Origin of the sequence: Phycicoccus sp. Soil803, from assembly GCF_001429685.1 — a bacterium.
GTDB lineage: Bacteria > Actinomycetota > Actinomycetes > Actinomycetales > Dermatophilaceae > Pedococcus.
Genome location: NZ_LMST01000001.1, coordinates 1,340,800 through 1,366,446 on the forward strand (window position 1 = coordinate 1,340,800; position 25,647 = coordinate 1,366,446).

A 25,647-nucleotide genomic window follows, 5' to 3' on the forward strand; every position below is an offset into this window, starting at 1 on the left:
ACGCGAACAGGGCGCCTCGGACGCGGTCCGAAGGGCGCTCTGCGGCAGGGAGCGGAGCAGCAGGACACGCCGACCACCGGGTGCTCCCGCACGCCCGCGTGGAGGTGCTGCCGCGGCTGACCACCGGGCTGCGCAGCCCGACCCACACTCCCGCCGAACCCATGGAGGAACACCGTGGAGATTGTCGTCACCGGACGCCACATGCAGGTCTCAGACCGATTCCGTGACCACCTCGACGAAAAGCTCGCCAAGATCCCGCAGCTCGCCCCCCGGGTGCAGCGCGTCGATGTCATCGTGAGCCACGAGCCCAACAAGCGGCAGGCGAAGTCCTGCGAACGGGTCGAGATCACCTGTCACGTGAAGGGCCCGATCGTGCGGGCCGAGGCATGTCTCGACGACAAGTACGCCGCGCTCGACCTGGCGCTGGACAAGCTGATGGAACGCCTCAGGCGGGCCCAGGACCGCAAGCGGGTGCACCGCGGGAGGCACGCACCCGAGTCGGTGGCCGCTGCGACGGCGCGGATCCAGGAGCCCGGCGCATCGACCGGCGAGGACCACGTGCACGACGGCCTCGACGGTGACGGCGACCGGTTCGGCGCCCAGGGCAACTCGCCGGTCGAGATCCGCGAGAAGATCCACGCGACCGTGCCGATGGCGCTCGACCAGGCGGTCCGCGAGATGGAGCTCGTCGGGCACGACTTCTACCTCTACCACGACGAGGACACCGGCCAGCCGAGCGTCGTCTACCGCCGCAGGGGCTGGTCCTACGGCGTGATCCACCTCGACGTCACCGAGGACGAGGGCGCGGAGCGCAAGGTCTCCTGACCTGCGACGACGACGACACCGGGCGAGCCCAGAGGGCGTTTCGTCCGGTGTCGTCGCTGTCCGTGACAGTATGTGCCTCGTGTCGAATGGGGATGGTGTGCTGGGCAGCGGTGCCGACCCGATCAGGGTCGTCATCGCGGACGACCACGTCCTCTACCGCCGGGGCCTGCAGATGGTGGTGTCGCAGGACGACGACATCGAGATCGTCGGCGAGGCGGGTGACGGCAAGGAGGCCGTCGACCGCACCGTCGAGCTGCTTCCCGACGTCGTGCTGATGGACGTGCGGATGCCCCACACCTCGGGCATCCAGGCCTGCCAGACCATCAAGGCCCTCGTGCCGTCGACCAAGATCATCATGCTGACGATGTCCGACGAGGAGTCCGACCTCTACGAGGCGGTCAAGGCCGGTGCCAACGGCTACCTGCTCAAGGACGTGCCGGGCGAGGAGATCGCCGACGGCGTGCGCGCGGTGTTCAACGGCGACTCGCTGCTGTCACCCTCGATGGCGTCCAAGCTGCTCGCCGAGTTCGCCCACATGAGCAAGCGCCAGGGCGAGCGCCCCAGCGGCGTCGGCGCCCCGCGGCTGACCGACCGCGAGCTCGAGGTGCTGCGGCTCGTCGCGCGCGGGCTGGCCAACAAGGAGATCGCCCACCAGCTGTTCATCTCCGAGAACACCGTCAAGAACCACGTGCGCAACATCCTCGAGAAGCTCCAGCTCCACTCGCGGATGGAGGCGGCCATGTACGCCGTCCGCGAGAACCTCCTCGAACCCGGCGAGTGACCAGCGACGCACCGGCCGTGACGACCCCCTCCCCGGTGCGCCTGACGCGTGCCCAGGCGCGGCGGATCGCCCTCGCCGCCCAGGGCTTCGCCGAGCCGCGCCCGGCGCCGGGCAGCGCCACGATGCGGCACGTCCAGCGCGTCATCGACCGCGTGCAGATCGTCCAGATCGACAGCGTCAACGTGCTCACCCGCAGCCAGTACCTGCCGTTCTTCTCCCGGCTCGGCCCCTACGACACCGCCCTGCTCGACCGGGCCCGCGACCGCGCCCCGCGTCGGCTGGTCGAGTACTGGGCCCACGAGGCGAGCCTGATCCCGCCGTCGACCTGGCCGCTGCTCGACTTCCGCATGCAACGCGCCCTGCAGGACTCGTGGGGCGGCATGCAGCGGGTCGCCCGCGAGCACCCCGAGCTGGTGGCGGCGGTGCTCGCCGAGGTCGGCGCGCGGGGCCCGATCACGTCACGCGGCCTGGAGGCCGCGCTCGAGCACGACCTCCCGCGCCAGCGTGACGAGTGGGGCTGGAACTGGTCGCTGGTCAAGAGCGCGCTCGAGCACCTCTTCTGGGCCGGCCAGATCACCAGCGCCGGCCGGACCAGCCAGTTCGAGCGACGGTATGCCGCGCTGGAGCGGGTGCTGCCCGGACACCTCGCCGCCGAGGTCGCCGACCCCGCAGCCAGGCCGCCGCACGACGTCGCCTTCCGGGAGCTGGTCCTGATCGCGGCCCGGGCCCACGGGGTGGGCACCGAGCAGTGCCTGCGCGACTACTTCCGGCTCAAGCCGGAACAGGCCCGGCCGGCCCTCGAGTCCCTCGTGGCGGAGGGGGCGCTCGTGCCGGCCACGATCGAGGGCTGGAAACGGCCGGCCTACCTGCACCCCGAGGCGCGCCGGCCCCGGAAGGTGCACGCCCAGGCGCTGCTCAGCCCGTTCGACTCGCTGGTCTGGCAGCGGGACCGCACCGCCGCGATCTTCGGCATGGACTACCGGCTCGAGATCTACGTGCCCGCCCACCTGCGGGTGCACGGCTACTACGTCCTGCCGTTCCTGTTCGGCGACGCGCTCGTGGCGCGCTGTGACCTCAAGGCCGACCGAGCGGCAGGGGTGCTGCGGGTGCAGGCTCTGCACTGGGAGCCAGGGGCCCCCGAGGCGGCCCGGGCCGCCCTCGACGACGAGCTGGCCCTGATGGCCGGCTGGCTGGGCCTGGCCGGCGTCGCCTGACTGGAGTTCGATGGCGGGGGCGCCTCCCGTGGCGGGATCCTGCCGGGGGTTGTCCGGAATGCGCTGTCAGGCGCCGATGGTTGGCAGATAGCCTGCGGCAGTGACGATTCCTGCCGCTACCCAGGTGACGACCCCGACCCGACGGCCGGCCATCCACCGGGCCTGGTGGGTGGCGCTCGTGATCCTCGGCGCCCTCGTGGCCGCAGCCGGCTTCCGGTCGTCGACCGGGGCCCTGCTCGAGCCGCTCGAGTCCGAGTTCGGCTGGTCGCGGGCCACCACCTCCGGCGCGGTCACGGCCAACCTGGTGATCTACGGGCTGACCGCGCCGTTCGCGGCCGCGCTCATGGAGCGGTTCGGCCTGCGCCGGGTGGTCTGCCTCGCCCTCGTCCTCGTGGCGCTCGGCAGCGGGCTCACCACCGTGATGACCGCCCCTTGGCAGCTGTGGTTGCTCTGGGGGGTGTTCGTGGGCGTCGGGGCCGGGGCGATGGCCCTCGTGCTGGGGGCCGTCGTCGCGAACCGGTGGTTCGTGGAGTCGCGCCGCGGCCTGGTCACCGGGGTGTTCTCCGCAGCCGGTGCCGCTGGACAGCTGGTCTTCCTCCCGGGGATCGCCGCCCTGGCCGCCGGGCCGGGCTGGCGCTGGTCGGCGCTCGTGGTCACCGGCGCGGCCCTGCTCCTGGTGCCGCTGGTCCTGCTGGTCGTCCGCGACCGGCCGGCCGACCTCGGCCTGCGGCCCCTGGGGGCGCACCCGGGTGAGCCGCTCGACGAGCCGGCCACGCGGCATACCGGGTCGCAGGTCGGGCCGGGCCGGCTCGCTGTGCGGACGCTGCGCGAGAGCACGCGCTCGCGGACGTTCTGGATCCTCGTCGGCACCTTCTGGATCTGCGGCTGGTCCACGAACGGGCTGATCGGCACGCACTTCATCCCCGCGGCGCACGACCACGGCATGCCCGAGACCACCGCCGCCGGGCTGCTCGCGCTGATCGGCGTCTTCGACCTGGTCGGCACGATCGCCTCGGGCTGGCTCACCGACAAGGTGGACCCGCGGCTGCTGCTCTGCGGCTACTACGGGTTCCGGGGGCTCTCGCTGCTGTTCGTGCCCGCCCTGCTCGGGCCGGACATCCACCCGAACCTCTTCATCTTCATCGTCTTCTACGGGCTCGACTGGGTGGCCACCGTGCCGCCGACGATCGCGCTGTGCCGCCGACACTTCGGGGTCGCGCGCTCGGGGGTCGTCTTCGGCTGGGTCTTCGCGTCCCACATGGTCGGCGCCGGGGTCGCCGCGAGCTATGCCGGCTGGGTGCGGCAGAGCACGGGCGACTACTTCACCGCGTGGCTGACGGCCGGCGGGCTGTGCCTGTTCGCGGCGCTCGCCTGCCTGGCGATCTCCCGGTCCCCCGAACGCGGCTCGTGGAGCTCGGAGGGGGAGGACGCCGAGGTGGGCGCGGTGGCCTGACCGGGCCCACCGGTCGGCGGCGGTGAGCCCACCCGTCGGCTGCGTTGACAGCCGTGCTTGGCTTGGCGCATGACGGACCTCCGGACCTCCGACATCGTGGTCACCGACAACCCGGCCGAGCACCGGTACGAGGCCCGCATCGACGGGGCGCTCGCAGGCTTCTCGGCCTACCGCTTCAAGGGCGCCCACATCGTCTTCACGCACACCGAGGTGGACGACGCCTTCGCCGGGCAGGGCGTCGGCGGGGTGCTGGCCAGGGGCGCGCTCGACGACGTCCGGGCCCGGGCCGAGCACGACGTCGTCGCGCTCTGCCCCTTCATCTCCGCGTGGATCGCCCGGCACCCCGACTACCAGGACCTCGTCGCCCACTAGGGCTCCTCGTCGGAACCGCACTGTGCCGTCGACCGGAACCCCGCTGTGTTGTCGACCGGAACCCCGAATGCGCCCGGCGCGTTCGGCCGTGGGGAGCGTTCCCCGCCCGCGGGTCCACGGCGTCGCGTCGACTCGACTAGCCTAGGTCGGGCCTTGCCACCCGGATGACCACGGCTGCGATCGTCCGGGCGTAGCAGGAGATCAGAAAACTTCAGGAGATGTTGCGTGTCCAAGATCGTCGAAAAGCTGCTGCGTGCCGGTGAGGGACGCATCCTCAAGAAGCTCCACGGGATCGCCGCCCAGGTGAACGCGATCGAGGAGGACTTCGCCGCGCTCACCGATGCCGAGCTGCGGGCCGAGACCGATGTGTTCCGCAAGCGCCTCGCAGACGGTGAGACCCTGGACGACCTCCTCCCCGAGGCTTTCGCGGCGGTGCGCGAGGCGTCCAAGCGGACCCTCGGCAAGCGTCACTTCGACGTCCAGCTCATGGGTGGGGCCGCGCTCCACCTCGGCAACGTCGCGGAGATGAAGACCGGTGAGGGCAAGACCCTGGTCGCGACCCTGCCGTCCTACCTCAACGCCCTCGAGGGCAAGGGCGTCCACGTGGTCACGGTCAACGACTACCTCGCGGAGTACCAGTCCGAGCTGATGGGCCGCGTCCACCGCCTGCTGGGCCTCGAGACCGGTGTCATCCTCGCGTCGATGACGCCCGAGCAGCGTCGCGCCGAGTACGCCAAGGACATCACCTACGGCACGAACAACGAGTTCGGCTTCGACTACCTGCGCGACAACATGGCCTGGTCGGTCGACGAGCTCGTGCAGCGCGGCCACAACTTCGCGATCGTCGACGAGGTCGACTCCATCCTCATCGACGAGGCGCGAACGCCGCTCATCATCAGCGGTCCCGCCGACGCGGCGACCAAGTGGTACACCGAGTTCTCCAAGATCGCCGACCGGCTGACCCGCGGTGAGCTCGAGTCCGGTGAGGGCGACTACGAGGTCGACGAGAAGAAGAAGACCGTCGGCGTCCTCGAGGCCGGCATCGCCAAGGTCGAGGACTACCTGGGCATCGACAACCTCTACGAGTCCGTCAACACCCCGCTGATCGGCTACCTCAACAACGCCATCAAGGCGAAGGAGCTGTTCAAGCGCGACAAGGACTACGTCAACATGAACGGCGAGATCCTCATCGTCGACGAGCACACCGGCCGCATGCTGGCCGGCCGTCGCTACAACGAGGGGATGCACCAGGCGATCGAGGCGAAGGAGGGCGTCGAGATCCAGAACGAGAACCAGACGCTCGCCACGATCACCCTGCAGAACTACTTCCGCATGTACGACACCCTCTCCGGCATGACCGGTACGGCCCAGACCGAGGCCGCCGAGCTGAACTCGATCTACAAGCTCGGCGTCGTGCCGATCCCGACCAACCGCCCCATGGTGCGCAAGGACCAGGCCGACCTCGTCTACCGCACCGAGGAGGCGAAGTACACCGCCGTCGTGGACGACATCGCGCAGCGGTATGCCGAGGGGCAGCCCGTGCTCGTCGGTACCGTCTCGGTCGAGAAGAGCGAGTACCTCTCGGACCAGCTGCGCCGCAAGGGTGTCCCGCACGAGGTCCTCAACGCCAAGCAGCACGAGCGTGAGGCCGCGATCGTGGCGCAGGCCGGTCGCAAGGGCGCCGTCACGGTGGCCACCAACATGGCCGGCCGAGGCACCGACATCATGCTCGGTGGCAACCCCGAGTTCATGGCCGTCGCCACCCTCAAGCAGCAGGGCCTCGACCCGGTGGAGACGCCGGAGGAGTACGAAGCCGCGTGGGATGCCGCCCTGGTCAAGGCCGAGGAGGCCGTCCAGGCCGAGCACGACGAGGTGACCGAGCTCGGTGGGCTCTACGTGCTGGGCACCGAGCGGCACGAGTCGCGCCGCATCGACAACCAGCTGCGTGGCCGCTCCGGTCGCCAGGGTGACCCGGGCGAGTCGCGGTTCTACCTCTCCCTGCAGGACGACCTCATGCGGCTGTTCAACGCCGCGATGGTCGACCGGTTCATGACCACGGCCAAGATGGAGGACGACGTCCCGATCGAGTCCAAGATGGTCAGCCGCTCGATCCAGAGCGCGCAGGGCCAGGTCGAGGGTCGCAACTTCGAGATCCGCAAGAACGTGCTGAAGTACGACGACGTCCTCAACCGCCAGCGCACGGTCATCTACGACGAGCGCCGTCGCGTCCTGGAGGGCGAGGACCTGCACGAGCAGATCCGGCACTTCATCAACGACGTCGTGGGCGGGTACGTCGACGCCGAGACCGCCGAGGGCTTCGCCGACGACTGGGACCTCGACCGCCTGTGGACCGCCCTCAAGACGCTCTACCCGGTGTCGGTGACCCCGCAGGACGTCCTCGAGGCGGCGGACGGGTCACTCACCCGCGACAGCCTGCGCGAGGTGATCACCTCCGACGCGCACCACGCCTACGACGAGCGTGAGGCCCTGCTCGGCGCCGAGGTCATGCGTGAGGTCGAGCGCCGGGTCGTGCTGTCCGTGCTGGACCGCAAGTGGCGCGAGCACCTCTACGAGATGGACTACCTCCAGGAGGGCATCGGCCTGCGGGCGATGGCCCAGCGCGACCCGCTGGTCGAGTACCAGCGCGAGGGCTTCCAGCTCTTCGAGGCGATGAACGAGTCCATCAAGGAGGAGTCGGTCGGCTACCTGTTCAACGTGCAGGTCGACGTCGACCAGCCCGTTGAGCCGGCTCCGGCGCTCCAGCCGGTCAGCGTGTCCGACATGCTCGCCGGGTCGGGGCTGTCCTCGGCCGCGACCGAGGTCGACGAGACCGTCGACGCCTCGGCCGGGTCGAGCAACGGCGGCCGGGCCGCGGACGCCGACCTGGTGCCCGCCGAGTCCGCCCTGGCGGCGGAGCGGCACCCGACGTTCCGGGCCAAGGGCCTCGAGCAGCCGGAGCGTCGTCCGCAGCAGCTGCAGTACTCCGCGCCGAGCGAGACCGGCGACGTGGAGCACCGGGCGGTGGGCTCGGTCAACGACACGCTGACCGAGGACCAGCTCAAGGGCGCGTCACGCAACGGTCCGTGTCCCTGCGGCTCGGGCAAGAAGTTCAAGATGTGCCACGGGAAGCCGTGACGCCGACGTCCTGACCTCAGCCGACCTGGAGGGCCTCGACCCGCCAGCGCCCGTCGATGCCCACGAGCCGGAAGGCCAGCGCGCGGACCCGGCCGCCGTCGACCACGACGGCGCTGGCCTCGGCCACTCCGTCGGCCGGCTCGCACACGCGGACGCCACGCACCACGGTGCGCCGCGTCGACCCGGCCCCGCGCCGGGCTGACACGGCCGCGCGGCGGGCCACGGCGGCATACACCTCCGGGGTGGTCCAGCGCAGCACCTGAGGCGCCGGACGAGCTCCGGCCATCACCTCGACGAGCCCCTGGGCGATGTGGCCGGCCCACTCGCGGGGGTCGGGGAGGTCGTCGCGCCGGGTCGGGCGCTCGCCGAAGAGCTGCTCGTCGGTCATCGAGTCGAAGTCGACGGCGAGCGCGTCCTGGATGTAGCGCGGCGGGACGCGGTCCTCGGGCACCCAGGACTCGAGCTCGCTCAGCACCGGGGGCCGGGTGCGGGGAGCCGGGACGATCCGGAGCGGGGTGAGCCGTCCGGGCGCCGTCGGGGTGGGGGAGGCGCCCCTCGCGGGGCTCACGGGTGGGCTCCCACGGGTGCGCGCAGCCGCTGTCCGGGCCGGAGGAGGTCGGGGTCGGGACCGATCACGTCGCGGTTGGCTGCGTACCAGTGCGGCCATGCAGCAGCGACCTCGGTGTCGGTGGCCCCGGGGCCGAGGTCACGACGCGCGATGGTCCACAGCGAGTCGCCGCGGTGGACGACGACCTCGGTCGAGGCCGGCGCGCTCGGGCCGGTCACGAGGCGCGCCACGGGGGCGGGCGGGTGCACCGGTCGCGACGGGGTCCAGCCGGGCCCGGTGACCGAGGGCGCGGTGACGGAGGGCGCGGTGACGGAGGGCGCGGTGACGGAGGGCGCGGTGACGGAGNNNCTGCCGTGGCGGAGGCCTCCGGGGCGGCTGGTGTGGGTGCCGAAGGCGAAGGCGAGGGCGAAGGCGCGGCCGCCGGCAGGGTCAGGACGAACCCGGGGGAGCGTCCCGCGGGTACGCCGGGCCCGCCCACGCCGCCCACCGAGGCGGTCGCGGTGCCTGGCGCGAGGGTGGCACCGACGGCAGCACCCACCAGGATCGCGGCGACTCGTCTCGTCGCCGCGGGCGCCACCGTGCGCGACCACCGTCGAGCCCGGTCGCCGAGCCAGCCCGGGAGGTGGGCCGCGCAGGCGATGGTGGTGCTGACCACCAGCCACCCAGCGAGGAGCACGCAGGCGGCCAGGACGCAGACCAGCACCGCCTCGTCGAGGCTCGCTGGTCCGGGGGCCCGCACGACCCGCCACGCACTCCGTGCCCCTCCCAGTGCGAGCAGCTCCAGCCCGACCAGCGCACCGATCGCGGCGACCGGCCTCAGGCCTGCGCCGATCCCGCGGCGTCGGCTCACGGACTCGTTGAGCACCATCCACACCCCCCGTGGCGACTTGCCTTGTATCGTTTCCGTGTGTTTGCGTCTGCTTGACGCGGTTTGACGGTAACAACGTGGAGCCATGGTGGCAAGGGGAGGACGATGCGCTGGGACGACCTGTTCTCAGACCTGGGGGCCCAGTGGGACGCCGAGGCGCGGCGCGAGCTGGACGGCGAGGTCGCCGACCGCACCAGGCGGGAGCGGGCGCTGGTGGGCCTGCAGGAGCGGCTGGCGGCGGCCCTCGGCGGGCGGGTGGCGCTGACGGTGCGCGTGGTCGGCTCGCTGCCGGGGCGGGTCCTGGAGGTGGGTGACGGGTGGCTGCTGCTGGCCACCGAGCCCGGCGGCCTGGGGCTCGTGCCGTTCCCCGCGGTGACCGGGGTGACGGGGCTCCCGGCTCGGGTCGACGCGACCGGTCAAGGACGTCGCTTCGGGCTCGGCTATGCCCTGCGCGGGCTGAGCCGCGACCGCGCCACCGTGCTCGTGACCGACCTCGACGGGGTGGTGGTGAGCGGCACCATCGATGCGGTGGGTCGCGACGTGCTCGAGCTGAGCGAGCACGCACCGGACCTGCCCCGCAGGGCGGAGAACGTCACCGGGCGTCGCCTCGTGCCGTTCTCCGCGGTGGTGCTGGTGCGCCCCGCCCGACCGGCCGGGGCGCAGCCGGGTCAGTCCTGACCCTGGCCGAACGGGTGGGCGGCGACGAAGGTCTTGGTCTCGCTGTACATCCGCTGGATGTACCCCTCGAGCTCGGCCACCTCGACGCGCCACTGACCGCGCCCGCCGACCTTGATGGCGGGCAGCTCTCCGGAGCGGACGAGTGCGTATGCCTGGGCTGACGAGATGTCGAGAACTTCCGAGACCTCGGAAAGCTGAATGAATCGCTTTGCCACGTTCTTCCCCTCTTCTTCCGCCAGTCGCCTTGACTGGGAGCAGACCTTTCCTTGACCGAATTTTTACCATGTTCTTGTGGCTGCGTCTGTTCGTTGGACAGATTCTGGCATCTATAGCCGTTTGGGGGAGTTGGCCTCCCGACCTTGTGGATGACCCGCGAACCTGTGGACTGAGCGGGTCTGGCCCCTCCCGGCGCGCCATGATGACCGCTCCGGTGCGCTCGTTTGCCCCGGTCAGGAGCCGATGAAGACGTGTTGACGAAGGGGGACCTCGCCATGACTGACCTCGCTGCGCCCAAGGCGGTCCGGCTCCAGCGCCCGGGGTGGCGCGACGCCCGCCTCGGGGTGGGGGTGCTGCTCGTGCTGTCCTCGGTCGGCCTCGGCGCCTTTGTCGTGGCCCACGTCGACGACCGGACCGCGGTGTATGCCGCCCGCGGAGCCTTGGTGCCGGGCCAGCGGCTCACCGACGACGACCTGAGCCGGGTCGACGTCCAACTGGGGGCGAAGCTGACCGCCTACCTCTCGGCGACCGGTGGCCTGGCGCCCGACCGCTTCGTGCTCCGGCCGGTGCCCGCCGGAGAGCTCGTCCCGGCCGCCGCGGTGGGCGACCGGGACGAGGTCGGGGTCCAGCCGCTGGTCCTCACCGTCGATGCCGGCTCCGCGGCCGCCCTGCAGGTGGGGTCCACCGTCGACGTCTACGTCAACCGGGTCGACCCGGCCGCCGGCAGCGGCTCGGCAGGGGGCTTCCTCGGGCCGGAGCTCACCCTGCAGGCCGTCTCCGTGTCGAGCCTGCCCCGCAGCCCGGGCGGGCTGGGAGGTGGCTCGGCGGGTGACCGCGCCGTGCAGGTCATGGCCCCGACCCCGCGGATCAAGGAGATCATCGCCGCGGTCGACCTGGGGGCGCGGGTGACGGTGGTGCCGGTGGCCGGCTCGGCCCTCCGGGTGGAGCAGTGACGCGTCAGGTCATCGCCGCCCTCGACGCGTCCTGGGAGTCGGAGCTGGTCGCGGCGGTCGAGGGCACCGCCGGCTACACCGTCGCGCGGCGGTGCGCCGACCTCGCCGACCTGCTGGCCGCCGCAGCGGCGGGGCACGGGGAGATCGCCCTCGTCTCCGCCGACCTGCGCGCCCTGGACCGTCCGGCGCTGCACGAGCTGGCCAGCCACGGGGTCGAGGCCGCCGGGGTGGTGGGGCCGGGCGACGAGCCGGGTGAGCTCCGACTGCGCCAGCTCGGCCTCCAAGTCGTCCTGCGCGCCGACCTGGCCAGCCACGAGATCGATGACGCGCTCGACTCCCTCGAGGCGGTCCACGGCGGGCCGCCCCCCACCGGACCCGACGGGCTGGCCGGTGGCCACCTCGACGACGGCGCGGCACCGCCGACCCCGGCGACCGTCATCGCGGTCTGGGGCCCGACCGGCGCGCCGGGTCGCACGACCGTCGCGGTCAACCTGGCCGCCGAGCTCGCCCTCCGCGAGCCGACCCTCCTGGTCGACCTCGACACCTACGGCTCGTCCATCGCCCAGGTGCTCGGGCTGCTCGACGAGGCGCCGGGGGTCGCCGCGGCGACCCGCGCCGCCGACCAGGGTGGGCTCGACCTCGCGGGGCTGGCGCGAGTGGCTCCGGAGGTGAGCCCCGGGCTGCGGGTGCTGACCGGCATACCGCGGGCCGGGCGGTGGACCGAGCTCCGGGCGCCCTCGGTGGCGCACGTGCTGGCCACCGCCCGGGGACTGGTCAGCTTCGTCGTCGTGGACTGCGGATTCGCGATCGAGGACGACGAGGAGCTGTCCTACGACACCCTGGCCCCCCGGCGCAACGCCGCCACCCTCACGGCGCTGGAGGAGGCGGACGAGCTGGTCGTGGTGGGCACGGCCGACCCGATCGGGCTGCAGCGGCTGGTCCGGGCGGTCCAGGACCTCGCCTCGGTGCCGTCGCCCCGGGCCCGGGTGGTGGTCAACCGGGTCCGGCCCACGTCCGTGGGGCCGCGCCCCGAGCGCCGGATCGCCGAGGCGCTCGGGCGCTTCGCCGGGATGGACGACCTCACCTTCCTGCCCCTGGACCAGCCGACCCTCGACTCGGCCGTGTTCGCCGGAACCACGCTGGCCGAGTCCGCGCCACAGTCCGCGCTGCGCAGGGCGCTCGCCACGCTCGCCGACGGGTATGCCGCGCCGTTTCCCGAGCGTCGTCGCCGACGTCGCTGACGGGCCCGGCCCCGTCGGGTCAGGAGCTGAACAGCAGGGTGAGCCCGCCCACGGTGTAGCCGACCATCAGGACGAGCAGGGGCACCTGGCCGAGCACGGCGGCCCGGCGCGGGAACAGCGTGATCGCGCGCTCGTGGGCGGCGACGACGCCGAGGACGTGGCCGGTGATGATGGCCACGACCTGGATGCCGGCCACGAGGCCGGGGGCGATGAGCGCGGCCGAGGGCGACACGCCGGCGGTGCCCAGCCAGTTGGCCCCCGTCCCCAGGGGGTCGCTCATCTTGGCGAGGCCGTTGGTGCCCTCCCACACCCACAGCGACCAGTAGTGCGCGACGAGGTACCCCGCCGCGATCGGGATGAGCGAGGGCGCGAAGGCCGTGGCGATTCCTCGCACGCTGACGCCGGCGAGGCGCGCCGACAGCACGGCCGCGGCATACAGGGAGGCGGCGACGACGAGGCTGAAGGTGACCAGCGCCCCGGTCTCCCACAGGCGGGCGGGGAGGCTGGACGACTGGACGAAGGTGTACCAGCGGGTCTCGCCGGAGAAGCCGTCGTACGCGGTGGTGCCGAGCATCACCGACGTGACTGCGAGCAGCCCGGGGGCCGCGTCGAGCTGGAGCGGTCCGTGCAGGGGGGTCCGCAGCACCCAGCGACCGTCGGCCCGCCGGCCGAGGGGGCTGAGCGTGCCGTAGAGGGACGACCAGGAGGTGAAGGGGTCGCCGCGGCGCAGGTAGGGCGTGCCGAAGGTGAGGGCCAGGACGATGCTGACGATGAGGTAGCCGAGCACCGCGATGCGCAGTACCGGCTGGTCGGCGTTGTCGGGGGCGATCAGCTCGAGCCAGGCGAAGGCGAGCAGGCCGGTCGCGGCCGGCCAGAAGCCGAGGCGGTAGTCCGCGAGGGCGAAGTCGTCGTCGATGCGGGCCGCCCGCAGGATGCCGGTGCGGATCCAGCGCACCGGGTTGAGCAACCGCCAGATGCCGCCGAACACCATGGACAGGAAGGCGAGCCCGACCCAGAGCCACACGTAGACAACGGAGGGCACCGGGTTGTTCGCGTCGTCCTTGCCGAAGGCCAGCGCCAGCAGGGTCCAGGCCGTGATGGCGAGCGACAGGATGACGAACAACCCCCGGATGGCGCCGCTGTCGAGGGCCAGCGCGACCGGCATCGGGAGCAGGCGCCCGTCTCTGGCATCGAGGCGCGGTTGCTTCCAGAGCAGCCCCAGCGCGACGAACGACACCACGAGGGCCAGCCCGGCCCCGACGAGCAGGAGCGTGAAGGGGAGCGGGAGGTCCTCTCGCGACCCCACGCCGTGGGCGGGCACGAGGCCGGGCACGAGGCCGGGCGCGAGAGCGGGCAGGGCCGTGGCTGCGGGAAGGGCGGCGAGGGCGCCGGGTGTCACCGGACCGCGATCTTCATCAGCCGCAGCTCCGGGTGGTGGGTCTCCACCTCGTAGACGCCGGGCTGCGCGCCCGTGACGGTGACGCTCAACGGCGTGCCCGCGACCAGGTCCTTCTCGATCTCGAACCCGTGGATGTGGAGCTGGTCGGCGTGGTCGCTGGTCACGGTGAGGGTCAGCTGCTCGCCGACCGCGAGGTCGACCGTGGCGGGCGCGGGAGTGACCTTCGAGCCGGTGACGGTGATGGCGATGGTGCGGCCGCTCGCGCTGGAGCTGCTGCTGGACGAGCTGGAGCCGCTGCTCGAGGAGCTCGAGGACGTCGTCGAGGAGGAGGTGGAGCCGCCCGTCCCGGAGTCGTCGCCGGAGCTCCCACAGGCGGCCAGACCGAGGGCGAGGGGCAGGCTCAGCGCCAGCCCGGCGGCACACGTCATCGGCCTGCGCAGGGTCATCTTCGTCACGAACCCGAGTCTAGACAGCGCTTTCTGACACGATGAGCGGGTGCCTGACCGCCTGAGCTCCCTCGACGCGTCGTTCCTCTACCTCGAAGAGGCGACGACGCCGATGCACGTCGGTTCGGTCATGGTGTTCGACCCCCCGAGCGACGGGTTCGACTACGACCGGCTGGTGCAGCTCATCTCCACCCGCATCGCCTTCGTGCCCCGCTACCGGCAGCGGATCCGGCAGATCCCCGGCCGGCTGGCCAACCCGGTGTGGGTCGACGACGAGAACTTCGACGTGACCTACCACGTGCGCCGCTCCGCCCTCCCGCGGCCGGGCAGCGACGAGCAGCTGCAGGAGTTCGTCGCCCGGATCCAGCCCCGCGCCCTCGACCGGCACCGCCCCCTGTGGGAGGTCTACCTCGTCGAGGGGTTGGCCGAGGGGCGCTTCGCGATCGTGACGAAGTCGCACCAGGCGCTGGTCGACGGCATCAACGCGGTCGACATCGCGCACGTCATCGTCGACGGCGACCCGGCAGCCGAGGGACTGGTCACCGACACCTGGCGACCCTCCCGCGAGCCGAGCGACATCGAGCTGCTCACCGGCGCCCTCGTCGACGCGGTCCGGCGGCCCAGCGAGGTCGTCGAGAACATCCGCGGCGGCATGGTCGACGTGAAGGCCGTGGGCACGCGCGCCCTTACTGCCGCAGGCGATGTCGTGTCGACGCTGGCTCGCACGGCCGCCCGACCGGCCCCCCACTCGCCGCTCAACGCGCCGGTGGGGGAGGCCCGCCGCTACGTCATGATCGGCACCGACCTCGAGGACTACCGCAAGGTCCGCAGCCGGCTCGCCCGGGGCAACTACGCCGACGACGTGTCGATCAACGACGTGGTGCTCGCGACCATCTCGGGTGCCTTCCGCACCTGGCTGCTGACCCGTGGCGAGTCCGTCCACTCCGGGACGACGGTGCGGGCGATGGTGCCCGTGAGCGTCTACGACGAGGACGCCCGACACGTCGGCAGCCGGCTCACCGCCTGCTTCGTCGACCTGCCCGTCGGAGAACCCGGCCCGTCGATGCGGCTGCACCAGATCGCGTTCGCGATGCGGCAGCAGATGGAGGGCGGCCAGGCCGTCGGTGCCGAGTCCCTGGCCGGACTGGCCGGATTCGCGCCGCCGACCCTCCACTCCCTCGGTGCCCGGCTCGGGAGCGCGGTGTCCCGGCGGCTGTTCAACGTCGTGATCACCAACGTGCCCGGCCCCCAGCACACCCTGTATGCCGGTGACGCGCGGATGCTGTCCACCTACCCGGTGATGCCGCTGGCCAAGGGACAGGCCCTGTCGATCGGGCTGACGTCCTACGACGGTGGCGTCTACTACGGCCTCAATGCCGACCGCGACTCGATGCCCGACATCGACGTCCTCGGCCAGAGCATCGTCGACTCCCTCGGTGAGCTGCTGGACAGCCACCGGTCCAAGGCGCGATGACACCGGCCGCGATGCCCGGTGCGGCGAGCCGTCGTGGCGGCCCGCGGCGTGGCCTCGTGCTCGGGGGCGGCGGGGTGCTGGGCGCCGCGTGGATGGTCGGTGCCCTCACCGCGCTCGAGGCCGAGCTCGGGGTGGACGTGCGCGAGTTCGACGAGCTCGTGGGCACCTCGGCCGGCTCCGTTCTCGCCGGGCTGCTCGGGGCCGGGGTCTCGGTCGCCGACCTCCTCACCCACCAGCTCGACGGCAGCATCGACGTCGGGCCGCTGGCCGGGTACGCCTGGGACTACGAGAAGGACACCGGCGGCGACCGACCGGGTCTCCCGAAGGTCGGGCTCGGGTCGCGAGAGCTGTTGCGGCGCAACGCACTCCACCTCCGCCACCTGCCGCCGACCGCCGTCCTCTCCGCGATCCTGCCCGAGGGGCGCGGCAGCATCGAGGCCGTCGGGGCCATGGTCGGCCACGTCGTCCCGGACGGGTGGCCGCCCCGAGGCGGGGTCACCGTCGTGGCCCTCGACTACGACACGGGGGAGCGGGTGGCCTTCGGTCGGGAAGGTGCTCCGGTCGTCGACCTCCCGGCCGCGGTGATGGCCTCGTGCGCGATCCCCGGCTGGTACCAGCCGGTGCGCATCGGTGCGCACCGCTACATCGACGGCGGCGCCTGGTCGTCGACCAACCTCGACCTGATGGCCGGGCTCGGCCTCGACGAGGTCTACGTGCTCGCCCCGCAGGTGAGCTTCGTCCGCGACGCCCCCACCCACTGGCGCACCCGCGTGGAGCGGCAGTGGCGCAACCGCGTGACCCTCCGGGTCCTCCGCGAGCTCGCCAAGGTGCACGACGACGGTGCCGAGGTGACGGTGCTCGGCCCCGGCGAGGAGGACCTCGAGGCGTTCGGCTCCAACCTCATGGACGTCAGCCGCCGGCCGGCCGTGATCGCCACCTCGCTGCGCACGTCGGCCGTGGCCCTGCACGACCCGGCACCCCTACCCGACCGTGCCGCCTTCGACGATGTCGGATCACTCAGTGAGGACGTGGGATGACCCAGACCAGGATCTACGTTCCCCTGCTCCCGGAGGCCGTGCGCCGGCTGGCCGCAGACCGCGAGATCGGTCCTGCGCCGGTCGCCGCCTTCGGCGTCACCGAACGCATCGAGCGCGCCGACCCGACCGGCCTCGAGGAGGAGTGGGAGTATGCCGCGCTGACCGAGGCCGCGGACGCGGCAGCGCTGCTCCAGGGCACCACGGTGGCCAAGCGGGTCGTCGCCGCCGCGGACGTCGACCCCGGCGCGGTTTCGTCGGACGGCACCCGTGAGTCCCTCGCGGCCGTGACGGTCGCCAGCCCGGTCTCGCTGCGACAGGTGGTGTCGTTCCACGTCGACGAGGAGGCGGGCGACCAGGGCATGGAGGACCTGCTCTGGTACGACGCGACCGAGCTCGACGAGGTGCTGCGCCTGCTCTGACCCGGTCGGCTGCCTACTGCCACACGGCCGTTCCGCTGCCACTACGGAGAACGCTGGTTCCCCGGACCGGCCGACCACCTCGATGCTCGAGGTCACGGCGGGGAGTCCGGAGGTGGTGTGGAGAGCGACACGCAGCGCCAGGGCCGGCTGGCCGAGGCGGTGGCTGCCAACCGGGCCGGCTCGGCGACGCCGCACGTCGTCGTGGTCCTGCCCGCGTTCAGCCTCGCCGAGAGCCTGCTGGCGCACTACGCCACCCGCCTCGGCGCGTACGAGCACCGTTACCTGCTCGCCACCCTGATGATCCCCAGGATCCCCGGCTGCGAGCTGGTGTTCGTCACCTGCCAGGCACCGGAGCCCGAGGTCCTCGACTACTACGACCGGCTGGGCTCACCCGGCCACCCGAGTGGCCTGCTGGAGCGGCTGCACGTCCTGACGGTCGAGGACCGCTCGCCCCGCGCGGTGTCGGCCAAGCTCCTCGACCGTCCTGACCTCCTCGAGCGGCTGAGCAGCCTGACCGACGGCCGCCTCACCCTCCTCGAGCCGTGGAACGTGACGGACACCGAGATCGAGGTCGCGCGCAGGGTCGGCGCGCCCGTCAACGGCACCGCGCCGGACCTGTGGCCGCTCGCCTTCAAGAGCGCCGGCCGCAGGCTGTTCCGCGAGGTGGGAGTGCCCACGCCCGCAGGCGTGGAGGACGTCCGGGACGTCGAGGGGGTCGGACGGGCCGTGACCGCCATCCGGCGCACCCGCCCCGAGGTCGCCGCGGTGGTCGTCAAGCACGACAACAGCGGTGCGGGTGACGGCAACGTCGTGGTGCCGGTCCGCGACACCTCCGGTCGTCCCCTGGACCCGGCCGACCTCGTCGCCACCCTCGGGCAGAGCCTCCCGCCGTGGTACGTCGCGGATCTCCAGGCCGGGGGAGTCGTGGAGGAGCTCCTGGAGGGCGGCGACCTGCGCAGCCCCAGCGCCCAGGTGGACGTCCTTCCGGACGGCTCCGTGCGGGTGCTGGCGACCCATGAGCAGATCCTCGGGGGCGACAACGGCCAGGTCTACTCCGGCTGCCGCTTCCCCGCCGACCCTGCGTATGCCGCGCGGCTGGGTGCGCACGCCGTGGCCGTGGGCCAGTGGCTGGCTGACCGCGGCGCCCGGGGCCGGCTGGGCATCGACTTCCTCGCCGTCCGGCACCGGGAGGGCTGGGACGTGCGCGCGCTGGAGGTCAACCTCCGCAAGGGCGGGACGACCCATCCGTTCACCGCCCTGCGTCACCTGGCCCCCGGGACCTACGACGCGGCCACCGGGAGGTACGAGCTCGCGGACGGCAGTGGCGCACGGTGCTACCGCTCCACGGACGGCCTCATGGACCCGGCGTGGACCCGACTCTCCCCGACCGCGGTGATCGAGGCCGTTGCCGCAGCGGGACTCCAGTTCGACCCGGCGCGACGGGTCGGCGTCGTCCTGCACATGCTCAGCTGCCTGCGCGTCGACGGCCGACTCGGGGTGACCGCGATCGCCGCCGATCCCGACGAGGTCGAGCGACTCTACGAGGCGACCGAACGAGCCGTGCGGTCCCTCGGGACGGCCTGACCCCGACCTCTCCGGTGCCGGCCGTCAGGCGAGGGCGGCCAGCCAGGGGTCGACGATCGCGTGGAACTCCTCGGTGCGGTCGCGGCGCACGCAGTGCCCGGCGCCGTCGACGACCCTGATGTCGACCTGCGGGTTGGCCAGCTCGGCGGCGCGCCCGCGCACGGCAGGGGTGACCGGCCCGCCACGCTCGGCCAGCAGCACCAGCGCCGGCACCCCGATGGCGGCGACGAGCTGGTCCCACGGCTCGAGCAGGTTCGCGATGCCGAGGTCGAGGAAGGCCAGGTCCACCTGGGCCTTGGACTCCACCCACGGGGCGAGCTCGACGTCGGGCCAGGTCGGGTTGTCGGCGCGACCCTTCTCGAGCTGCCCGGCGGGGTCGTCGGCGAAGGCGCGGCACTCCGCGACCCGTTCACGCACGATGCCGCGCGGCTGCACCCGTTCGGCCGGGTCGCGCCACGCGGGGTCCTCGAGCACGACGCCGGCCACGAGGTCCGGTCGTCGCGCGGCCAGCGCCCCCGCGATGCCACCGCCCATCGAGTGGCCCACCACGAGGACCCGGCCGCCGTGCGCGGCGGCGACCTGCGAGACGGTGGCCTCGGCCGCGGCATACATCGCCTCCATCGGGTCGGGGGAGGCCAGCTGCACGGGTGTGAACCGCGGTGAGCTGCCGTGGCCGAGCAGGTCCACGCCGACCACGCGGTAGTCCGCGGACCAGCGGCGCACCGCGTCCGGCCAGCAGTCGCCGGAGTCACCCAGTCCGTGCAGGAGCACGACGGTGGGGGCGCTCGGGTCGGCGGGGCCGGACCAGCGGTAGGCGAGCTCGGGGGCGTCGAGGGCAGGCGGCATACGTGACACCATAGGTCCGCGCTGCGCTGCCACCGGAGCTGTGCGGCAGCCGCGCCCGAGCCACCGAAGCGACCCCGAGGAGCCAGCCCACATGGATGCCGTCACCCAGGTGCCCGTCCCCGTCAACGAGACCGTCCTGGACTACGCGCCGGGCAGCCCCGAACGCGCCTCCCTCGAGGTGGCGCTCGCCGAGCTGGGCAGCTCCCGCGTCGACCTGCCCCACACCATCGCAGGCAAGCGGGTCATGGGCACGGGCAAGAAGATCGAGGTCCGCCAGCCGCACGCCCGCCGCAAGGTGCTGGGCACGATGCGCAACGCGACCCTCGGTGACGCCCAGGCAGCGGTCGACGCGGCCAAGGCGGCGGCCCCGCAGTGGCGCGAGACGTCGTTCGACGACCGCGCCGCGATCCTGCTCAAGGCGGCCGAGCTGCTCTCCGGCCCGTGGCGTGCGCACCTGAACGCGGCCACCATGCTGGGCCAGTCGAAGACCGCCTACCAGGCCGAGATCGACGCGGCCTGCGAGCTGATCGACTTCTGGCGGATCAACGTCCACTTCGCCCGGCAGATCCTCGCCGAGCAGCCGCCGCTCAACGCCAAGGGCATCTGGAACCGCACCGACCACCGCCCGCTCGAGGGGTTCGTCTATGCGATCACCCCGTTCAACTTCACCGCGATCGCCGGCAACCTGCCGACCGCGCCGGCGCTGATGGGCAACACGGTGGTGTGGAAGCCCAGCCCGACCCAGCAGTTCGCGGCGCAGCTGACCATGTCGCTGCTCGAGGAGGCCGGGATGCCGCCCGGCGTCATCAACATGGTCACGGGCGACGGACTCAACGTCTCGAAGGTCGCGCTCGCCGACCCCGACCTCGCCGGCATCCACTTCACCGGTTCGACCCCGACCTTCCAGCACCTGTGGCAGGAGGTCGGCGCCAACCTGCCGAGCTACCGCACCTACCCGCGCCTGGTCGGCGAGACCGGCGGCAAGGACTTCATCCTCGCCCACCCGTCCGCAGACCCGGAGGTGTTGCGCACGGCCATGATCCGCGGCGCCTTCGAGTTCCAGGGGCAGAAGTGCTCGGCCGCCTCGCGTGCCTACGTGCCGCGCTCGCTGTGGAAGAAGATCAAGGCCGACCTCGTGTCGATCACCAACGGCCTGAGCCAGGGCGACGTCACGGACCTGTCCAACTTCATGGGCGCGGTCATCGACGAGCGGGCCTACGCCAAGCACACCGCCGCCATCGACCGCGCGCACGCCACTCCGGGCGTCGACGTCGTGGCCGGTGGCACCTACGACGACAGCGAGGGCTGGTTCATCCGCCCGACCGTCCTCGAGATCGACGACCCGACCGACGAGTCCTTCCGCACCGAGTACTTCGGCCCGATCCTGTCGGTGCACGTCTACCCGGACCGCCAGTACGACAAGGTGCTCGATCAGATGGAGTCGTTCGCGCCGTTCGGCCTGACCGGCTCGATCATCGCCCAGGACCGCTACGTGATCGCCGACGCGACGTCGCGACTGCGGTTCGCGGCCGGCAACTTCTACATCAACGACAAGCCGACCGGTGCGGTGGTGGGCCAGCAGCCGTTCGGTGGTGGCCGGGCCTCGGGCACCAACGACAAGGCCGGTGCCGCCCAGAACCTCCTGCGCTGGACCAGCGCCCGCTCCATCAAGGAGACCTTCAACCCGCCGAAGGCACACGCCTACCCGCACATGGGCTGACGCGACGACGACGTCAGACCCGCACCTCAGCTTTATCGGGTCTACCGGGAAAGGGCGGCTTCACCCGACAAAGGTTCTCGGGTGAAGCCGCCCTTTGTCCCATGACCCGATAAAGATGAGGTATGCCGCGGCGAAGCCGGGCGGGCGCGCCGGGTCGCCTCAGCGCTTGAGCCAGGTCTTGGCGGTGGTGGCCTCGATGTCGATGGCCTCCTCGATCGGCGGCGCGGCGGCCTTCTCGATCTTGCCGCCGATCAGCGGCACCTTGGCCTTGAGCTCGGCCTCGAGCGTCTCCACCGTGCCGCCCGCGCCGGGGGCCAGCATCAGGGTGCCCTTGAGGGCGATGGGTGCGCCGGCGACCGCCATCTCGACCGTGCCGCGCCGGCCCCCGCCGGCGGCGGCCGGCCCCCAGTCCTGGGTCTCGGTCACCTTCAGGGTGTCGCCGACCATGGACTTGGCGAAGTCGGGCAGCCCGTCGCTGGGCAGGATGCGCTCGGTGGTGATGACGGTGTGGTCGCCGACGGTCTCGACGTCCGCCGAGTGCTTGATGGCCGCGGTGGCCGCGCACTTCGCCTCCTGGAACTTCACGTCCGACAGGACCGCGAAGACCTCCTCAGGGGTGGCGGCGTACTCGATCGTCTTGGCGATCTTCATGCGTCTTCTCCTGTCACCGGGGTGCTGCCCACCAAGCGGCGGGACGTCGCCTCGCCAGCGTAGCCATCGGGGCTCAGGGCCGCGACGAGGCCATCCGCAGGCGCACCTGCTGGCCGGGCACCAGCTGGGCGGCGAGGTCCGCGGCGCGCTCGGTGACCACGGCGACGACGGGGTAGCCGCCGGTGACCGGGTGGTCCGCGAGGAACACCACCGGGCGCCCGTCGGCGGTGACCTGCACGGCACCCCTGACCACGCCCTCACTGGGGAGCTCGCGGTCCTCGAACTGTGGCGACCTCGTCAGGACGGCACCGTCGAGGCGCAGCCCGACGCGGTCGCTGGCCGGGTCGATGGTCCAGGGCGACGAGGTCAGCTCCGCGACGTCGCGCAGCCAGTCGCGACGCGGGCCGGGTAGGAGGTCGAGCACCACGGTGCCGCTCGACGGAGTGGGGACAGGGGCGACGTCGACCGTCGGCTGGCCCACGGGGGAGCCGACCCGAAGCAGGTCGCCCTGGCGCAAGGGTGCCGGACCTATCGCGGAAAGCGTGTCGTACGAACGTGATCCGAGCACCGGCTCGACGTCGATGCCGCCACGGACGCTCAGATAGGTGCGCAGTCCGCTCGTGGGTCGGCCCAGGTCCAGGACCGCTCCGTCGCCGACCGTGAACGGGGCGGCATGACCGACCCGGCTGCCGTCGACGGTCGCGGTCGTGGGTGCGCCGGTGAGCACCACGGTGACCGCGCCGTGGGCGCGCAGGGCCAGGCCGCCGTGGTGGGCCTCGATGGCAGCGCGGTCGGTGTCCTGTCCGAGCAGCCGGGCACCGAGCGCGTGGGCCCCGCGGTCGGCGGCCCCAGACGGGCCGACCCCGAGCTCGGACAGCCCGGGGCGACCGCGATCCTGGACGAGGGCCAGGGGGCCGGTCGCGAGCACCTCCAGCCGTGCGTATGCCGTCTGGCCGGCGGTGGCCGCCCGGTCACCAGTCATGGCGGTTCCGTCCGTGTCGACACCAACCACATCGACCCGGTCACCATCGACCCGGTCACCATCGGCCCGGTCACCATCGACACTGTCGACATCGACACGGTGCACATCGACACGGTCAGCATCGACGAACTGCACCCGCAGCCCGGGTCGGAGCAGTGCCGGTGGGTCTCGGTCCAGGTCCCACAGGACCTGCTCGGTGCGGCCGATCAGCTGCCAGCCGCCGGGGGAGGACCGCGGGTAGATGCCACTGAACTCCCCGGCCAGCCCGACCGCCCCGGCGGGGACGCGGGTGCGGGGTGAGGCGCGGCGTGGGACGTCGAGGCGAGGGTCGCCACCCACGAGGTAGGCGAAGCCCGGCGCGAAGCCGCTGAACCCCACCCGCCAGACCCGGCCGGTGTGGGCTGCGACGACCTCCTCGGGCGACAGTCCGGTGAGCTCGGCCACGTCGGCGAGGTCGGGGCCGTGGTAGTGGACCGCGATCTCGACGTCGGCGGCGTCCCCGGCCTCGGCCACCGCTGTACCCGACGAGCCCGAGAGCGTGCGGATGGCCGTCTCGGCGGCCGAGCGGACCCGGCCCAGGGCACCCGCCGAGTCGACGACGAGCAGGAGGGTGCGGGCGCCGGTCACGGCGTCGACGAGGCCAGGGGCGCGGTCGTCGACCCACAGGCGTCGGTTCAGCTCGAGCACCTCCTCGAGCGTGTCGACCTCGGCGAGGAGGGCCTGCTCGCCGCTGGGCAGCAGCCGACCGGTCACGACGGCCTAGGAGTCAGCCGCGACGAACGGCCGGATGGTGACACCGGCCGCCTCGAGGCCGGTCCGCACGGCCGTGGCCATCGACACGGCGCCCGGACTGTCACCGTGGACGCACAGGGACCGCGCGGCGACCGGGACCGCTGAACCGTCGGAGGCGTCGACCCGGCCGGTGACCACCATGCGCACGGCCCGTGCGGCCACCGAGTCGGGGTCGTGCAGCACGGCGCCGTCCTCGCTGCGGGGGACCAGCCGGCCCTGCGGCGTGTAGGCGCGGTCGGCGAAGGCCTCGGACACCGTCGGCAGCCCGGCGGCCTGGGCGACGGCCAGCAGGACCGAGCCGGGGAGTCCGAGCACGGGCAGCGACGGGTCCACCCGACGCACCGCCTCGACCACTGCAGCGGCCTGGGCCTCGTGGTGGACGACCGCGTTGTAGAGGGCGCCGTGCGGCTTGACGTAGCGGACCTTCGCGCCGACCGCCGCGCAGATGCCCTGGAGGGCGCCCAGCTGGTAGACGACGTCGGCCAGCAGGTCGGCCGGGTCGAGGTCGATGAACCGGCGCCCGAAGCCTGCGAGGTCGCGGTAGCCGACCTGCGCACCGATGACGACGCCGCGCTCGGCGGCCTGTCCACACACACGCAACAGCCCCCGGGGGTCGCCGGCATGGAAGCCGCAGGCGACGTTGGCGCTGCTGACGACGTCGAGCATCGCCTCGTCGTCGCCCAGGGTCCACCGCCCGAACGACTCGCCCAGGTCGGCGTTGAGGTCGACGGTCGTCACCGGCGCAGGGCTTCCGCGTGGGTGGCCAGCACGTGCTGCGACTCGCGCAGCACCAGGGCCAGGCGGTGCCGGCGCTGGGCGACGAGGCCGGTGACGGCGTCGAGCTCGGCCTGGATGCGTTCGGCGGACGCGAGCTGGTGGGCGCTCACCTCGCCGTCGGCGACCCCGCTGACGCCCCAGGCCGTGCCGACCTCCCCGTCGTCACCCACCCGGAGACCCGCCTGGCTGGCGCGGGCGGCGACTCGGCGGCTGTCGGCGACCGCCTCGGACAGGTCGGCGGCGTGGGCCTGCAGGGCCGAGCCGACCCGGTCGACCTCGCGGGCCGCGGCGGCCGTGGCGGCGTCGAGCGCCGCGACGCGTCGTCGGGCCGGCCGCAGCACCGCGCCGGGTCGAGCGAAGCCGTCGTGGTCGAAGCAGTCATGGTCGAAGGCGTCGTGGGCAGCGCGGCCAGTGGTCCGCAGCCGGGTGGCCAGCTGGCGCAGGGTGCCGCCCAGGCGCGAGCAGGAGGCCGGGTCGCCGGCGACGAGGCTCACGACCGCACCCGATCGTCGCGTCCGGCCGGGTCAGGGAGTCCCCCAGGGTCAGTAGGTCCGGTGGGCTCGGCGAGCGAGGCGACGTGCAGCTGACCGGCGAGGTCGGTGGCGGTCGCCTCGATCTCGCGCAACAGGTCGGCGAGCTGCTCGACCCACCCGTCGAGGACGGCCTGGGTCTCCCGGTCACCCACCTCGGGGAACTGCTCGAGGACCTCCTCGGCGCCGTCCCTCGCGCACTCGCGCAGCGGCCCCAGAGCCGCGCCGAGCGAACGGAGACGGTCGGGGTCGACCCGGGCGGGCGGCATACCCCTCACTGTAGTGAGGTCATGGCAACGGCCCCCGGAGATACCCACATGGGGCACTCCGAGGGCCGTTCGTCACGAACGAGGTCCGATCAGTACCAGTGCTTCCTGCCGCCGATGGCGCGACCGGTGCCACCCAGGATGGCCAGGACGAGCCCGATCACGATGAGGATGGCGCCGATGGTCACCAAGACCTTGAGGCTGCTGACGAGCAGACCGAGGATCAGCAAGACGATGCCGAGGACGATCACGTGGAACTCCTTTTGATCAGGGGATGCAAACACTCCACCTCACCACACATTGGGGCAAAAATGCACTTTGACCTGCGAAAACGTTCCCTGTATGGGGCACGAGGGGCGGGGTGTGCCGCCTGCGACACGTGAGCGATAGTCTCGGCTGGGTCGCACAGAGTGGTGCGAC

Annotated in this window: 26 protein-coding genes; 14 read left to right on the plus strand and 12 right to left on the minus strand. The window is 72.5% G+C overall.

The features are described 5' to 3' along the window. Positions 1-174: 174 nt before the first annotated feature. The 6 genes from hpf to secA all read left to right on the plus strand — a co-directional run bounded on the left by hpf (position 175) and on the right by secA (position 7,780). A complete protein-coding gene (hpf, locus tag ASG95_RS06225) occupies positions 175-825 on the plus strand; it encodes a ribosome hibernation-promoting factor, HPF/YfiA family (RefSeq protein ID WP_056922821.1) in 651 nt (216 codons plus the stop codon). A 70-nt stretch (positions 826-895) separates the two neighbouring features. Continuing rightward, entirely contained in the window at positions 896-1,606 is a 711-nt protein-coding gene (locus tag ASG95_RS06230; RefSeq protein WP_056922820.1) for a response regulator transcription factor, read from the plus strand. 17 nt (positions 1,607-1,623) lie between these two features. Beyond that, positions 1,624-2,820: a winged helix-turn-helix domain-containing protein gene (locus tag ASG95_RS06235; RefSeq protein ID WP_235543461.1), complete on the plus strand. Its 1,197-nt coding sequence runs from the start codon at positions 1,624-1,626 to the stop codon at positions 2,818-2,820. 100 nt (positions 2,821-2,920) lie between these two features. Further along, the gene (locus tag ASG95_RS06240; protein WP_082592381.1) at positions 2,921-4,273 is read left to right on the plus strand and encodes an MFS transporter; all 1,353 of its coding nucleotides are present in this window, start codon (positions 2,921-2,923) and stop codon (positions 4,271-4,273) included. 69 nt (positions 4,274-4,342) lie between these two features. After that, positions 4,343-4,645, plus strand: a complete 303-nt coding sequence (locus ASG95_RS06245; RefSeq protein WP_056922817.1) for a GNAT family N-acetyltransferase — start codon at positions 4,343-4,345, stop codon at positions 4,643-4,645. 225 nt (positions 4,646-4,870) lie between these two features. Next, positions 4,871-7,780: a preprotein translocase subunit SecA gene (secA, locus tag ASG95_RS06250; protein WP_057376905.1), complete on the plus strand. Its 2,910-nt coding sequence runs from the start codon at positions 4,871-4,873 to the stop codon at positions 7,778-7,780. A gap of 16 nt (positions 7,781-7,796) precedes the next feature. On the opposite strand, the gene ASG95_RS06255 is transcribed toward secA, so the two are convergent. Further along, positions 7,797-8,348, minus strand: coding sequence for an Rv3235 family protein (locus ASG95_RS06255; protein WP_157581757.1), 552 nt, complete (start codon positions 8,346-8,348; stop codon positions 7,797-7,799). After that, positions 8,345-8,693 (minus strand): LysM peptidoglycan-binding domain-containing protein (locus ASG95_RS21990; protein ID WP_235543476.1); only part of this gene is annotated, 349 nt, incomplete at its 5' end. The genes ASG95_RS06255 and ASG95_RS21990, both read right to left, overlap by 4 nt. Before the next feature lie 628 nt (positions 8,694-9,321). Between ASG95_RS21990 and ASG95_RS06270 the strand changes: the two genes are divergently transcribed. Then, a complete protein-coding gene (locus tag ASG95_RS06270; RefSeq protein WP_057376908.1) occupies positions 9,322-9,894 on the plus strand; it encodes a hypothetical protein in 573 nt (190 codons plus the stop codon). Here ASG95_RS06270 and ASG95_RS06275 read toward each other — a convergent pair. Beyond that, the gene (locus tag ASG95_RS06275; protein WP_056922813.1) at positions 9,885-10,109 is read right to left on the minus strand and encodes a helix-turn-helix domain-containing protein; all 225 of its coding nucleotides are present in this window, start codon (positions 10,107-10,109) and stop codon (positions 9,885-9,887) included. The genes ASG95_RS06270 and ASG95_RS06275 overlap by 10 nt on opposite strands. Positions 10,110-10,385: 276 nt before the next feature. On the opposite strand from ASG95_RS06275, the gene ASG95_RS06280 reads away from it, so the two are divergent. Both ASG95_RS06280 and ASG95_RS06285 read left to right on the plus strand, forming a co-directional pair. Beyond that, positions 10,386-11,063 (plus strand): hypothetical protein, encoded by a 678-nt coding sequence (locus ASG95_RS06280; RefSeq protein ID WP_157581761.1) that lies wholly within the window; start codon positions 10,386-10,388, stop codon positions 11,061-11,063. Further along, entirely contained in the window at positions 11,060-12,304 is a 1,245-nt protein-coding gene (locus tag ASG95_RS06285) for a ParA family protein (protein ID WP_057376910.1), read from the plus strand. The genes ASG95_RS06280 and ASG95_RS06285 overlap by 4 nt, the downstream gene beginning before the upstream one ends. A gap of 19 nt (positions 12,305-12,323) precedes the next feature. Here the strand turns inward: ASG95_RS06285 and ASG95_RS06290 are convergent, their stop codons facing one another. Both ASG95_RS06290 and ASG95_RS06295 read right to left on the minus strand, forming a co-directional pair. After that, positions 12,324-13,703, minus strand: a complete 1,380-nt coding sequence (locus ASG95_RS06290; protein ID WP_235543478.1) for a hypothetical protein — start codon at positions 13,701-13,703, stop codon at positions 12,324-12,326. Then, positions 13,700-14,149: a cupredoxin domain-containing protein gene (locus ASG95_RS06295; RefSeq protein WP_369820404.1), complete on the minus strand. Its 450-nt coding sequence runs from the start codon at positions 14,147-14,149 to the stop codon at positions 13,700-13,702. Before ASG95_RS06295 ends, ASG95_RS06290 begins: the two co-directional genes overlap by 4 nt. A gap of 49 nt (positions 14,150-14,198) precedes the next feature. On the opposite strand from ASG95_RS06295, the gene ASG95_RS06300 reads away from it, so the two are divergent. The 4 genes from ASG95_RS06300 to ASG95_RS06315 all read left to right on the plus strand — a co-directional run bounded on the left by ASG95_RS06300 (position 14,199) and on the right by ASG95_RS06315 (position 18,663). Continuing rightward, the gene (locus ASG95_RS06300; RefSeq protein ID WP_056922809.1) at positions 14,199-15,623 is read left to right on the plus strand and encodes a wax ester/triacylglycerol synthase family O-acyltransferase; all 1,425 of its coding nucleotides are present in this window, start codon (positions 14,199-14,201) and stop codon (positions 15,621-15,623) included. Further along, positions 15,620-16,660: a patatin-like phospholipase family protein gene (locus ASG95_RS06305; RefSeq protein ID WP_082592383.1), complete on the plus strand. Its 1,041-nt coding sequence runs from the start codon at positions 15,620-15,622 to the stop codon at positions 16,658-16,660. The genes ASG95_RS06300 and ASG95_RS06305 overlap by 4 nt, the downstream gene beginning before the upstream one ends. After that, positions 16,657-17,079, plus strand: coding sequence for a hypothetical protein (locus ASG95_RS06310; protein WP_056922807.1), 423 nt, complete (start codon positions 16,657-16,659; stop codon positions 17,077-17,079). The genes ASG95_RS06305 and ASG95_RS06310 overlap by 4 nt, the downstream gene beginning before the upstream one ends. A 117-nt stretch (positions 17,080-17,196) precedes the next feature. Next, positions 17,197-18,663 (plus strand): peptide ligase PGM1-related protein, encoded by a 1,467-nt coding sequence (locus ASG95_RS06315; protein WP_057376913.1) that lies wholly within the window; start codon positions 17,197-17,199, stop codon positions 18,661-18,663. A gap of 24 nt (positions 18,664-18,687) precedes the next feature. Here the strand turns inward: ASG95_RS06315 and ASG95_RS06320 are convergent, their stop codons facing one another. Next, positions 18,688-19,509, minus strand: a complete 822-nt coding sequence (locus tag ASG95_RS06320) for an alpha/beta fold hydrolase (RefSeq protein ID WP_057376914.1) — start codon at positions 19,507-19,509, stop codon at positions 18,688-18,690. Positions 19,510-19,600: 91 nt separating this feature from the next. On the opposite strand from ASG95_RS06320, the gene pruA reads away from it, so the two are divergent. Further along, on the plus strand, positions 19,601-21,229 hold the full coding sequence (gene pruA, locus ASG95_RS06325; RefSeq protein WP_056922804.1) for an L-glutamate gamma-semialdehyde dehydrogenase: 1,629 nt from the start codon (positions 19,601-19,603) through the stop codon (positions 21,227-21,229). 159 nt (positions 21,230-21,388) lie between these two features. Here the strand turns inward: pruA and ASG95_RS06330 are convergent, their stop codons facing one another. The 6 genes from ASG95_RS06330 to ASG95_RS21740 form a co-directional block, all read right to left on the minus strand. Then, the gene (locus tag ASG95_RS06330; RefSeq protein ID WP_056922803.1) at positions 21,389-21,880 is read right to left on the minus strand and encodes a DUF2505 domain-containing protein; all 492 of its coding nucleotides are present in this window, start codon (positions 21,878-21,880) and stop codon (positions 21,389-21,391) included. Between the two features lie 73 nt (positions 21,881-21,953). Continuing rightward, positions 21,954-23,615: a 5-oxoprolinase/urea amidolyase family protein gene (locus ASG95_RS06335; RefSeq protein WP_056922802.1), complete on the minus strand. Its 1,662-nt coding sequence runs from the start codon at positions 23,613-23,615 to the stop codon at positions 21,954-21,956. 6 nt (positions 23,616-23,621) lie between these two features. Next, positions 23,622-24,392: a LamB/YcsF family protein gene (locus ASG95_RS06340; protein ID WP_056922801.1), complete on the minus strand. Its 771-nt coding sequence runs from the start codon at positions 24,390-24,392 to the stop codon at positions 23,622-23,624. Beyond that, entirely contained in the window at positions 24,389-24,925 is a 537-nt protein-coding gene (locus tag ASG95_RS06345) for a hypothetical protein (RefSeq protein WP_056922800.1), read from the minus strand. The genes ASG95_RS06340 and ASG95_RS06345 overlap by 4 nt, the downstream gene beginning before the upstream one ends. Next, positions 24,922-25,230 (minus strand): hypothetical protein, encoded by a 309-nt coding sequence (locus tag ASG95_RS06350; protein WP_056922799.1) that lies wholly within the window; start codon positions 25,228-25,230, stop codon positions 24,922-24,924. Before ASG95_RS06350 ends, ASG95_RS06345 begins: the two co-directional genes overlap by 4 nt. 89 nt (positions 25,231-25,319) lie before the next feature. After that, a complete protein-coding gene (locus ASG95_RS21740) occupies positions 25,320-25,478 on the minus strand; it encodes a DUF6131 family protein (protein ID WP_200961291.1) in 159 nt (52 codons plus the stop codon). Between the last annotated feature and the right edge of the window lie 169 nt (positions 25,479-25,647).